The organism is Microbacterium sp. LBN7 (assembly GCF_045690345.1).
In the GTDB taxonomy this organism is placed as follows: Bacteria; Actinomycetota; Actinomycetes; order Actinomycetales; family Microbacteriaceae; genus Microbacterium.
On record NZ_CP147856.1, the window covers coordinates 1234163 to 1246260 of the forward strand.

Here is a 12098-nt window from a genome sequence, read left to right on the forward strand (position 1 = left end):
ACGGGAGCCGATCATGAACAACCGGTGGGCCGGAAAGGGTGTCGCGGGGGTCCTCGCCGCGATCTTCCTGCTCAGCCTCCTGTTCGCGATCGTCGCCGAGGCGGTGACGCACACCGTCTGCGGCGCCCGCCCTGCGCCGGCCAGCATATTCGCCGGCATCGCCCTCGCTGTCACCGGCGACCCCGGTGGGTATGCGGCACTGGCCGGCTGCGCGATACCTGTCACCGCCATCCGGGTTCTGGATCTCGTCGCCGTGCTCCTGGTGCTTGCGGTCATCGCGGGTGGGGTGATCGGGTACCGGTGGTACCGGGAATCGGATCGGGCGTTCATCGCCGACCTGCGCTCCCGTCCCGGGTTCGCCCCTGCCTCCGAGATCCGCCAGCACCTATCCTCGGCGGCCGTCCTGCGACGCGCCGCGCAGCTGCGCCCGGACCTCGAGCACCCGCAGCCGGCGGACGTGGGGTGGCGGGTCGGGCGCTCCCGCGGCCGCGACGTGTACGTGTCGATCGAAGACTCCGTCGCCCTCGAAGGCCCACCTCGCTCCGGCAAGGGGTACCGGGTGCTGATCTCCGCGATCCTCGATTGGTCCGGGCCCCTCATCACTACCTCCACGACGAACGACAACCTCACCGCGACCATGCGACCCCGCACCCGCCGCGGCGCCGTGCACGTCTTCGACCCGCAAGGCCTCTCCGGCATCCGCCACCCGCTAAAAGTCAGCCCACTCCCCGGCTGCGAAGACCCCCTGGTTGCGATGCAACGCGGCACAGCGATCATCACCGGCACCGCGCTGGGCGCGTCGACAACGAACGGGGAATGGGCGCACGCCTCCGGAGTCGTCCTCGGCCGGCTCTTGCACGCAGCCGCTGTCGGCGAGCGGACCATCGAAGACGTCTATGACTGGGGTTCCAGCCCCGCCCTTGCCCGTACCGCGGTCGACATCCTCCGCTCCGATGGCGCCCCCGGGTGGGGCGACAACTTGGAGGCGACGATCAGCGGGGACGAGAAACTCGTCTCCTCCATCTGGTTCGGTGTCCAAGGTGCCGTCGCGCCCCTCGCCGTCCCTCAGATCCGCGACGCACTCATGCCTCGTCCCGGCGACAACATCTTCGACGCCCGCGCGTTCCTCGACGACGCGAACACTCTCTACCTCCTTGGCTCTTCCTCCGGCGCCGCCGCGATGGGAGGATTCCTCGGCTCGCTCCTCGACGACATCGTCGAAGTCGCCCGTGCCCGCGCTCTCTCATCCCCCGGCTCCAGGCTCACCCGGCCGCTCGGGTTGATCCTCGACGAGATCGTGAACATGTTCCGCTGGGGCGGGCTCCCCCGGGTGATGGCGGACGGCGGCGGACGCGGAATCTGCACCTTCGTCGTCCTGCAAGCCCTCTCCCAGGCCGAGACGGCCTGGTCGCGCGCCGAAGCGGACACGATCTGGGCCGCCGCAACCGCGAAAGTCCTCCTCGGCGGCGCCAGTCATGTCGCCCACCTCCGCGACATCGAGACGCTCCTCGGCACGAGAGATGCCCGCCGCACAGAGCGATCCTGGGACACGAACCAAGCTGGGCACCACACCGCCGAACGGCAGGATCGGCTGCCGTTGATGTCCGCTGACGAGATCCGCCGGATGCCGGAGACCCTGGGGCTGCTCGCCTACCGCAACCGCCGCGGCGTGCTCCTGGACCTCGCTGGCTGGGACGAGCGCCGCGACGCCGCCGACGTCACCCGCGGGAAGCAGCAGACCGAAGCCGAACAACGCAGCGTCTTCCACGACATCCACCACCGCGACGCGGTGAACGGCCCGGAGGAACCCGTCGCGGCGGAGGATGTCTCGGAGGCGGTGAGAGACGAATGAGCAACCAGCGCCGCACCGGCCTGAAGAACCTCTACCGGCAGGAGTTCCTCCGCTCCCCCGCCTGGCACGCCCGCCGCGACCGCTGGTTCCGCCAGCACACCCGCGCCGGCCGCGTCCCGTGTGCCGCGTGCGGCATCGCCGACACCGCCGACCACCTCGAACTGCATCACCGCGACTACGCAGGCGTCGGCATCGTGCACGGCGTCTGGCAGGCCTGGGAAGACGACGTCGACCTCATGCCCCTGCACCCGTACTGTCACGAACTGTTGCACCGGCTCATCGACCGCGACATCATCCTCGCCCACCACCGCACCCGCCGGCAAGCATCCGACCACGCCCTCACCGCCCTCCAGCAGCGGCTCCCGCAACTGCAGGAGGAGGCATCATGAACAGTCGCGACCGTGAGGACGTCGAGGCACTGCTCGCACAAGAACTCGCAGGCCTCGACCCTCTCAACCGCTACGGCACGTCCGCACCCATCGGCGGGATCGTGACGAACTGGCATGAGCTCGCCGACGACGATGCGTCCGAACGGTGGGAAGCATTGCGGGACTGGGTGGAATGGATGACCGTTCGCTACAACGTCCCAGTCAGCGTAATCCCCGCCTGCTGGTGGAAACACGACAGGCTCGTCGAAGAACTTTCCGCTCTCCACACCGCCCACCTCGCCGCCTTCGATCCCAGCGACGCCGGCTTCGGCCCCATCGGTTGGCACGAACGCCTCGCCATCGCCTGGCCCCGCCTCAGCCACGCCTACGGCGGCGGATGCTCCACCGGACACCGCCCCACCAAACCCCGCACCTGGGACGGCGCTACCGATGAGGAGGATTGGACCGCGTGGGCCAGCCAGGCCCGCGCCCACCCGGGGACGACCCCGTCCCCTGACGAAAGGAAAGAAGAATGACCACCAAGATCCCGGTGACGTTGGAAGGCAACCTCACCGCCGACCCCGAACACGGTTCCGGAGAATCCGGCACCGAATACACGCGGTTCTCCCTCGCCGTCAACGATCGGCGCCTCAACGAGGACACTGGCCGGTGGGAAGACGCAGGCACCGTGTTCCACCGCGTCGTCGTGTTCAACCAGCAGGCCCGACACGTCACCAACTCGCTCCACAAGGGCGACACGGCGATCGTCGTCGGCGACCTCCGCTTCGGCTCCTACACCGACAAGGAGACCGGGCAGGTCCGAGAGACCCGCGACATCCTCGCCGACACCATCGGCGCCTCACTCAAGTTCGCAGACGCCACCATCAGCCGCGCCCCAAAAGCTAACGGCCCCGCAGCAGACGCTTCGGGGCCGGTAGCAGCACCGGCCTCGTACGCCGGCGCAGACGTCGCGCGCTGAACCACCAGAACGGACGGGAGTGATGTTACTCCCGTCCGCTCTTCCACGACAGAGGAACCCTGAGCGCTGAGCGTCGCAGCGCTGCGTGGCGCTGCGAGGATAGGATGATGCCCGATACCCTGGACCGCCTGATCTACGTCGACGACTCCGGGCACCCGCAGTCCGGGCTCGTCGTCTACGGATGGGTCGAGTTCGCCCCGCACCAATGGGCCGGCATCCTGCGAACCTGGCTCGACATGCGCAAGCGGCTCTGGCGCGAATTAGGCATTCCCGTAACGCAGGAGCTGCACACGACCGACTACGTTAACGGCCGCGGACGGATCTCACAGCGCTTCCCCGATCGGCACCGCCACAACGGCGTCGAATACTGGAAAGACGTCGGCCGAGAGATCGCCACCGCGTGCCTCGAGACGCTGCGAAGCACCGAAGGCCTTACTGTCGGTTCGGTCTTCCGGCATGGTGCACCGCAAGACCTCGCCCGAACCCGCCAAGAAGCGTACTCAGCCCTCGTCGCGCACATCGAGCAGGAGCTCTCACGCTCCAGATCGCTGGCGATGGTGTTCATGGACGGCGACGGCACGGATCCGACCTACCGCTCCACCCATCGTGCCCTCAGGCTCGACCTGCGGCGAGTCATCGAGGACGCCATCCATCTCGACTCTCGGCACTCACAGCTCGAGCAGATGGCGGATCTCGTCGCCTGGAGCGCCTGCGCCTCCCTCGATCGCCACCCTGGCAACGAGTTCGCCTGGAACTGGTACCGCGACCACCTCGCCGAACGGGATCTCCGCCGGAGCCCGCAGCAGATCTGACGGCACGGAGATACAGCGAGACCCCCTTGATCCGCATGTACGGAGGGGGTCTGCGAGAACCATCATACGCCAGTTTGTCCGCGCATGATGGATTCAATTAAGTAGCTGCGCGGCGTCCTAGTCACTCCATGACCGGAGTCCCTTGTCGCAGAGACGCCCATCTCAGCGGCGACAGGAAGCCACGCCAACATCGTCCCCTCGCTTGACACGCTGGATTACTCCCCGGGGTCTTCAGGGGGCGAAGTCCTCATGCCCCAGAGCAACGCCGGACGGCGCTCGATGATTGCGCCGGGATTCGTCACGTAGGCCACATCCGCCGCTCCGAAGTGAATTGCAACATTGTGGCTCGAGAACCGTCGTAACGCCCTCAGAGTTCGCCGCACATCCAGGTAGGCGGACGTCGAACCAGGTCCGCTTTCGTGCTCGACTCGGAGATGAAGGCTCCCCGCTCTAGCACTGCTTGAGTCGTCCAACGACGAAATGTGCAGAGTCTCATCAGCAAACACGAAACGCACTCTCCAGTCGTTCGTTCCTACCTTTCCTGACCCTGCCAACCGATCGGCCTCGGTGAGAAACCGGTGCAGGTTTCTTCGGGCAACGACGACACTCGTGCGATCGGTGTCGACTAGCGGAGTGAATCGCTTCCGCCAGCTGCCAACACCCGTGGTCCAGGCCGTCCAGGTGCCGTTTGCGAGCATCAGGACATCGGTACCGTTCTCCTGGGTCACTCCGATCCGTGCCGGCCCCGGCCGGAAGAGGTTCCCCACTCGCTTGAGCCAGGAAGAATCGACGAACACATCGAAGCTTTGCGATTCGTGCGTCGCGGGAATAGTCGCCTCAGCCGCCGCATACCGGTCCGTTCCATCGAGAGTGAGAAACCCGTCCGACGCGCGGAATCCGATTCGATCGGTTCGAAGGACGTCGGCGCTGCCTTTCTCGTCCGCCGCCGCCGCGACGTGAAGAATTGCGCGCCCGAGCGCCGGGCCGTCGGCCACCAACACTTCGATTTCCGCCGTCGGCGGCACCGTTGGAGCATCGGAAGACCTGCGGAACGTAGCGACGCGGTGGGAACGGCCATGAGCGGAAAGTCGGAGGTGCGAATCTTCGGTCGTGACGGTGAGCGTTGCGTTCCTCCGTACCGATGCCGGCATCCCCTTCCGAAGCGCTTCCGTGAGGAGACGGACGTCTCGGGCGTCGACCAGAGTACGCCCGTATCCGAAGACCTCGGCGTCGATCACCGCCCTATGGGCGTCTTTATTGTTCGAGGTGATGACTTGAAGCTGAGATTCTCTGACTTCGATCCAGATACCGCCATACCAGTGGCCTGGAACCTCACATGGAGAAATCTGCGCGAGCGCGATGGCTGACTCCCAGTCCGCAAACGAGACGCAGAACGATACCGGGTCACTATCGAGTTCGGTCGGATCTGATCGCAAGGCTCGGTCGCGCCAACCGGGGATATCCACATCGGCTGCTGCGACTACGGTGATTAGGTCTTCGTACTGCTCCCGAGTGAGGTTGTCGACAAGTCGAGCGAACTCGGCTTTCGAAGGGATAGACACGTTACAGCTCTTTCGGGGGTTGACGACTCCGTTCCGCCGACGGAAATCTATTCTTCATCGGACGCGAGAAGTGGTCGCGTCGCCACCGCTAGCCGACCCCGCTCGGTGGCAGTGATGGTCCGCCTGCGGCCGTCGGTCTCGTCTGCCGCATAGTCGACAAGGCCGAGCTGCGAGAGCGCCTGAACGTGAGGTTGAAGCGACCCCAGGGACTTGTATCCGAAATCGCTGAAGTTCGCAGAGGTGGAGAAGCCATCAAGGCTCTTCACGAGAGTGGTGAGGACTTTCCAACGAGCCTCCGTGAGCTTACTTGAGACTTGCTCGATCACCTTCTCACCCTCGCGAACTTGCCAATCCCAGAACCTCGCGTCACGCGCCTCCGGAGACATCCAAGCCATGTCCCCGGGTTCGGTCCTCATCGAGAATCGCTCCGCTAGGCCAAGCGTCATTCTCAAATTCCGACCGGTCGCTATGTATGCATCCTCGAAGGCCGTCGCTGACACGGGCAGCTTCGCATCGCTTCGCGTCCGGAAAGCTTCCTCTCGACGCAAGATCACCTGAGATACAAGATCGTGTGGCAGAGGGGTGATCTCGATCGGCTCGGGGAAGACGCCGCTCATCTTCGGCGTGCTGAGGGCTGCACGCACGGTACCTTCGGCTCCACTGATGATCCATCGAAGTCCCTGCCGCTTGAACAGACGGTCGCGCAGGGACTCAAAGACTTGCACCCCCTTAGGGAAGTTGCCAAGGACTTCGAGATTGTCAAGCATCAGAATCACACCGCCGCCGGCGGGAGAGGTCGAGATCTCCGACAGCCAGGAATCGATCAGAGTTACAACGCCGATCTCATTGAAGCCAGGGCTCGTGTTCGGGCTCTTGTTCCTTCCTCCGGAGAGATTGGCACCGATGACATTCGGGAAGCTGACGCCGATGCCTGCTGACCACCCGCCACCGGATGACGTCGTAAGCCATCGGCGAAACTCGCCGATCTGCGGGAGCCTGAGCCCCTCTCTGACGAGCCGGTTTTCGTTCGCGAGGATTGACCCTGCTACTTGGTAATAGGCCCGCTTTCGAGCGATGCGGCTGTATCGCTCTCGTCTAGTTCAAGGGGCCGGCCAGGCGCCAGAAAGAGAGGTGCGATGCTTCGCGTATCCTGGCGCCACCTGGATGCCATCGAAGCAGCTACCGCTGCGAGACTCGATTTTCCCACCCCGTAATCGCCTTCTAGGGCGACCATCTGAGTGCCGCTCATCAGGTCGCGGAGAACGAGCCCAAGTTCATCGTCCCGGCCGACAAGCAGACTCTCATCGGCATCGTCGACTCGCAACGCTGACGTCGAGTACGGAGATGACCGGAACCCGTAGTGTCCCCAAACGCCCACCGGAAAATCCATGCGCACATGCTATCGGTCGCGCTCGGCACAGGCAGTGATACCCCTGGTCTCCCGACGCTCCGATCAATTTCATTCGCGGTCGTCGCCCCTGACAGCGCTGCCCCACACCCAGTACCGGTAGGTGTTCCCTCCTGCCCGGAACTCGATCCCGGGTGCCGCCGGCGTCGACGGTGACACCGCCGCGCACGCGGAGGCGTGGGCGTGGGCTCGGGCTTCGCGTTGCCAGTACGCCTTCCTCCGACCACTATAAGTGGTAGCAAGTATCGAACATTCGTTCTACACTCTTAACTCATGAGCGCCGCAACTGTAGAACAGCACGCGACGCTATGGTTGGCAAACGACATCCCCGCCCGCATGGTCTACGCCGGCCAGCGGTGGCGCGTCTCGGACATCCCGACCCGGTTGCGGCATTCGAACTGGACGGTGCCGCTCAGCGAACCGCATACCGGCCTGTGCGGGTGGAGGTTCCAAGGCACGAACGACGATGGCCTCTCACTTGTCTTCGATGTGTACAAGGCCGAGGACGGCTGGCACGTCCACCGCACTTACTACTGATCGGACACCGGACGCTACCTGGCAATGGACGGCCCTGACCCACTGCCCCTCACGCCGGGGCTGGTGCCGTGAGGCGCGGCTCGGTCGTACTTGTCGAGAACCCCATCGACTCTCCTCAGGGTGCGATCACGAACCTCACCGAGCCGTGTGCGCAGAGTCTCCGCGACTTCCGCGTCCAATCGTTCTTGTGTTTCCCGGTCGAGGTCGTAGGGTGGCAGTCCTCGTTGCGCTCGCGCGATCGAGTCCATGCGCACTTCTTCGCGAACCTTCGCCTGACGTCGCCGGCGGTGTCCTTCGTAGATCGCGGGTCGGGAGTCCAGGATCTTCTGGCGAGCGGCCTCGTGTGATTCCCTGACGCGCTGCAGGTCGCGGGCACGGCGTGCTCTGAGCGTCTCCGCGCGACGCACGTCTTGCCAGTCTTGGAGTCGCTGCCGGTACTCTGGTTCACGGACCGTCCGTCGAACTCGTTCGATGGCAGGAATCGACGGCGATCCTCGGAGGAGTTGCCGGCGACGTGTGTCGACCCGGTCGGGTACGGCGAGGGCATCCGGGTGGGATGCTTCCAGGGTGATCGCGGAGCGGATGTCAAGCGATCGTTGCCGTCGGAAGAACTCGTCCGCGTCGGCGGTGTGCGCGCGCTTGTCCGCCGCGTAGGTGCGGTGAACGTGCCGGGGCGGCAAGTCGAGCGCCTTCAGGCGGGCTCGTCGTCGTGACGCGTTGCGACCGCGTTCACGTTGCTTCTCGATGTTGCGCGCGTACTGCTCCTTGTATGCGTCGGGGTTGGCCCGTCGGCGCTCTGCGGCTGCGAGGCGTTGCCGTTCGCGGATCTCGTCCGCGTGTGCGTCGCGGTATCGTTGCGCGGTTGCGGCGGCGTTCGCGCGATGCCGCTCCGGGTGTCGTTCCTTGTAGCGGCGCTGGTACTCACACACCTTGTCCGGATGCTCCCGCCGAAAACGTCGTCCGCGTTCGATCTGCTGGTCGCGGATCTCAGGGTACCGTTCACGTGCACGGGCGTTGCGGGCCTGCTGCTGCCGGAGCCGCGCTGATCGTCGGCGTTCGGAGTCGCGGTTGTGTTGCCGTGCGCGCTCAAGATTCGCCTCGCGCCAGGCACGGGCCCGCTCAGCGAGATATTCGGAGTTCTTCTCCCTGTAGCGGCGCCGATAGTCGCGGAGGTGCTCGGCGTTCGCTTCCCGCCAACGACGGTCTACCTCACGCCGGTGCTCTGCATAGTCTTTCTCATCGGCGGACATGATCTCATCCGTCGGCCTCAGCGCCCTCGGGAACCAGTCCGTAGACCAGCTCGGTGAGAGCTTCCCGGTGCCCTGTCGGGTCGACGATGGTCCGTCCGACCAGCTCCCGCAGCTCCGCCGTCGTGACGTGTCCGTCGATGCCCTCGAGGCACCAGTCGATGTCGTCGTTCAGACGGTACTCGGGTGAATCTGCCGGCATGTCCGGGTAGTACATGATCGCGATCGTTCCCACCTTCTGCAGGAGCAGATCCGCATCCTCCAGTTTCATGTGATTCCTCTTTCTCTTCCTTCCGGCGCTCTGACGCCGGCCGTCATAAGTTCTCGGTCGCCGCGATCAGCAACGGGCGGGCTGTCCGCGGTGCGGATGTACCGTTCGAACGCGCCAGCTTCCGCCACTTCCGCAGCACGGATCCGCGAACGCAATGTCCCACGGGCTTCCTCCGACAGCTCGTCGCGCAGCGGTCGCGCATCGGGATGGCGGGTTCGCGCGTGGCCGCGGGCGTTGGTGTTCGCGAAGAGGGCGTCTGCCCGCCGCAGAACATTGCGGGCCGTAGTCAGCCACGCACCGACTGCGCTCGCGAGCTGCGTCGTGGCGGCACGCTCTTCGTCGGCGGGGTCTCGGGCCGCACGGGCGAGATCATGGGCGGCGCCGTGGATGGCGTCGTCATGTTCTGTTTCGGGCAGTCCTCGCATCATCTCTTCCGCGAGGCGTTGGCGGGCGTCGCTGTCGGTGCGGGCGATCACGACCGCTTCGTTGAGGTGGCGCCCGCGGGTGAGTCCGACGTAGCGGCCGGCCGCGGTGACGTCCGGACCGACCAGTGCGACATCGGTGGTCTCGCCCTGGATGCCGTGGACGGTGGTCGCGTACGCGAGTTGCACGTACTCCGCCGCGTAGTCGCTGGTAATCGTCCGGCGGTCGGTGGCGTCGTCGTGACGTTGCAGGTCGATCGAGGACGGGCCGACGCGAGCGACCGTCCACAGGGCGCGATTCTCGATCCCTGTCGCACGTTCGTTACGACGGGTCTGCACTATGTCGCCTTCCAACAGCCGCTGCTCCCCCGCTCCGACGCCGACCCGCTCCAGGGTCAGCTCACCGCGCGCGAGCCGTTCATCTTGGATGGCCTCGTTGATCTCCCGCGCTTCCTCGTTGCTGCCCGTCACGATCGCCACGCTCCGCGACTTCCCATGGTGGTGAAAGTATCCGGAGACGAGCACCTGACGCGCATCGAGACGGTCGTGAGCTCGGCGGACGTGACCACCGTCCTGCAGGTCCGCTGCAACGGCGAGCGCCTGTTCGAGCGTGCCAGGGGCGCGCAGCCGCAGCGTGAGGGTGGCGTAGTCCGGGTCAGCGAACCGATGCACCTCAGCGAGTTCCACCGCCCGTCCGGCCCGGTGCGCAGCGAGTTCCATCGCACCGGCATGGCCCACGGGACTCGCCTGCAACGGATCCCCGATCATCGCAATCCCGGCGCCCGTCTCAAGCGCGAGCTGGATCAGCGCGTCCGCCGCGTCCAGATTCAGCATCCCCGCCTCATCGACCACGATCCGCGTCGAGCCATCCACCTGCAACAGGCGCGGGCCAAGGTAACGGACGTGGGTGACCGGGTCGACAGCTCCCGGTCGCAGTTGCCACCACATCTCCGCTCCCGCGTCGTCGGTCCGCCACCGCCATCCGTAGTCAGCCAGCAGCGCGTGGATACTCGTGCTCGGCACTCCCACCTCTCGACCTGCGACCGCAGCCGCCTTACGGGTGGGCGCGACCACCACCAGATCCCGATGCTGCACGGCCAGGACGGCGCGAGCGAGACGCAGAAGCGTCGTCTTCCCGGTACCCGCCGGACCCGTGACAGTCACCAAGCTCTCGCCACTCGCGATCGCGTCCGCTGCCGCCCGCTGCGTCCCGTCCAGCATCCACTCCCCCGCGGCGAACTCACCGACCCCCACCTTGGAAGTCTCGGGCCCAGAGTGCGGACGCTCCGCGAGCGCGAGGAGGTGCGCGGCGAGCTCCGTCTTACGGTGCGCGAATGCCCGCGTGACGAGAGCCTTCACATGCTGCGGCCTGTCCGGGTTCTCAGGGAGGAGGTCTCTCGTGTAGGTCAAGGCCCGGGCAGTGACATCGTCGAGCAGCGACTGCAGCGCGTCGCGATCAGCGACCAGCTCCGCGGAGGCAACCGCGCGCGCCGCCCCCGCGCGCAGATCCAGAACGCTGAAGCGGCCATTGCTGGATCTCGACCGTTCATCCGCATCCCGGACCGCGCACCGTGCCAGGAAGTCCCGATCAACGATCGTCACTCCGGGCGCAGGGGCCCGTGGAGGCCGTCGCCTCTCGAGGAGGCGCGGATCCAGATGCTCGAGCTCGCTCAAGATCAGCGTTGTCCACTCCTGCTCATCGATCACGTCGGGTTTGTCGGGGCGATGCTGCGCCCACGCGTAACGGTCGATCTGCCGCCGCACATCGAAGTCCGGATGATGCCCAGGATGCCCTTCCTGCCAGTTCGCGAGCAGTACCGCCCGGTTCGCCTCGATCTGATTCGACCGCCGCGACAGAGGCCGCACCACATGCTTCAGCTCCGCGATCTCCCCATCCGCATCCAACGTGTACCCGTGCGCCGCAAGCGCGCGCAGCCACTGCGGATCCGTGCGCGCGGCAAGCTCCCCCTCCGCATTCACGAGAGTCTGCATCCGCATCGCCACCCGAGAATCGACGTTCGACCACTTCCCGTCCCCGCCCTGCACCTTGACGCTCAACCACAGATGCCGATGCACATGCGGATCCAACGCCCGGGATCGCCGATGCTGCAACTCGACCACCTCGATCCGTGCCAGTGATTCGCGCACTCGACCGCCGGCGCCGCGCCGGGCGTTCAACTCCGACTGCCAAAGAACAAGGACGCGATCACGCAACCGGTCCTGCAGCGCCTCGTACTCGGTCGCAAGATCAGGATGCAGCAACGCGGCGATGCTGAACGACTTCGCCGCATTCAGGATGCTGTCCAGAACCAGGTCCGCATCCGGTGACGACAACAGCCGGCCACGTCGCTCCTCCGTCAACGGATCACACCCGTCAACCCACAAGGCCAACTGCTCCGCGTCCAGCTCATCACGGTCGATCGCCCCGGCAGCGACGGTGAACCGTGCGACCGTCGCGTCGCCGATCTCGCTGTACCGGGCAAGCGCATCCCCGCCGGATGCTCGCAGGTGCGAATCACACGTCCCACGGAACGCATAGCTCATCGCCTGGCGAACCCCCTGGGAGCCCGCGCCACGCTTCCAGCGCTCGAGACCGCCTCGCACGTCGCCAGGCTACTCCCTTTTTGCCTATCACGCCAG

The 12098-nt window shown here is 65.8% G+C and carries 11 protein-coding genes; 6 read left to right on the forward strand and 5 right to left on the reverse strand.

Annotation, left to right across the window (positions count from 1 at the left end; translation table 11 throughout):
* Nucleotides 1-13: 13 nt before the first annotated feature.
* From LBN7_RS05910 to LBN7_RS05930, 5 genes are all read left to right on the forward strand, one after another.
* Nucleotides 14-1852: a TraM recognition domain-containing protein gene (locus LBN7_RS05910; RefSeq protein ID WP_341946390.1), complete on the forward strand. Its 1839-nt coding sequence runs from the start codon at nt 14-16 to the stop codon at nt 1850-1852.
* Nucleotides 1849-2241 (forward strand): hypothetical protein, encoded by a 393-nt coding sequence (locus LBN7_RS05915; protein ID WP_341946391.1) that lies wholly within the window; start codon nt 1849-1851, stop codon nt 2239-2241. Before LBN7_RS05910 ends, LBN7_RS05915 begins: the two co-directional genes overlap by 4 nt.
* Nucleotides 2238-2756, forward strand: coding sequence for a hypothetical protein (locus LBN7_RS05920; RefSeq protein WP_341946392.1), 519 nt, complete (start codon nt 2238-2240; stop codon nt 2754-2756). Before LBN7_RS05915 ends, LBN7_RS05920 begins: the two co-directional genes overlap by 4 nt.
* Nucleotides 2753-3199: a single-stranded DNA-binding protein gene (locus LBN7_RS05925; RefSeq protein ID WP_341946393.1), complete on the forward strand. Its 447-nt coding sequence runs from the start codon at nt 2753-2755 to the stop codon at nt 3197-3199. Before LBN7_RS05920 ends, LBN7_RS05925 begins: the two co-directional genes overlap by 4 nt.
* Nucleotides 3200-3306: 107 nt before the next feature.
* Nucleotides 3307-4011 carry a DUF3800 domain-containing protein gene (locus tag LBN7_RS05930; protein ID WP_341946394.1) on the forward strand — a complete coding sequence of 235 codons (705 nt, stop codon included), beginning with the start codon at nt 3307-3309 and terminating at the stop codon, nt 4009-4011.
* Between the two features lie 215 nt (nt 4012-4226).
* Here the strand turns inward: LBN7_RS05930 and LBN7_RS05935 are convergent, their stop codons facing one another.
* Both LBN7_RS05935 and LBN7_RS05940 read right to left on the reverse strand, forming a co-directional pair.
* Nucleotides 4227-5573 carry a hypothetical protein gene (locus LBN7_RS05935; RefSeq protein WP_341946395.1) on the reverse strand — a complete coding sequence of 449 codons (1347 nt, stop codon included), beginning with the start codon at nt 5571-5573 and terminating at the stop codon, nt 4227-4229.
* A 47-nt stretch (nt 5574-5620) separates the two neighbouring features.
* Nucleotides 5621-6340, reverse strand: coding sequence for a hypothetical protein (locus tag LBN7_RS05940; RefSeq protein ID WP_341946396.1), 720 nt, complete (start codon nt 6338-6340; stop codon nt 5621-5623).
* 914 nt (nt 6341-7254) lie between these two features.
* Here LBN7_RS05940 and LBN7_RS05945 point away from each other — a divergent pair.
* Nucleotides 7255-7518, forward strand: coding sequence for a hypothetical protein (locus tag LBN7_RS05945; RefSeq protein WP_341946397.1), 264 nt, complete (start codon nt 7255-7257; stop codon nt 7516-7518).
* Nucleotides 7519-7532: 14 nt separating this feature from the next.
* Here the strand turns inward: LBN7_RS05945 and LBN7_RS05950 are convergent, their stop codons facing one another.
* The 3 genes from LBN7_RS05950 to LBN7_RS05960 are packed head-to-tail and all read right to left on the reverse strand — an operon-like array spanning nt 7533 to nt 12062.
* Nucleotides 7533-8768: a hypothetical protein gene (locus tag LBN7_RS05950; protein WP_407361230.1), complete on the reverse strand. Its 1236-nt coding sequence runs from the start codon at nt 8766-8768 to the stop codon at nt 7533-7535.
* 4 nt (nt 8769-8772) lie between these two features.
* A complete protein-coding gene (locus LBN7_RS05955; protein ID WP_341946399.1) occupies nt 8773-9036 on the reverse strand; it encodes a hypothetical protein in 264 nt (87 codons plus the stop codon).
* Complete coding sequence (locus LBN7_RS05960) at nt 9033-12062, reverse strand: AAA family ATPase (RefSeq protein ID WP_341946400.1); 3030 nt, start codon at nt 12060-12062, stop codon at nt 9033-9035. Before LBN7_RS05960 ends, LBN7_RS05955 begins: the two co-directional genes overlap by 4 nt.
* Between the last annotated feature and the right edge of the window lie 36 nt (nt 12063-12098).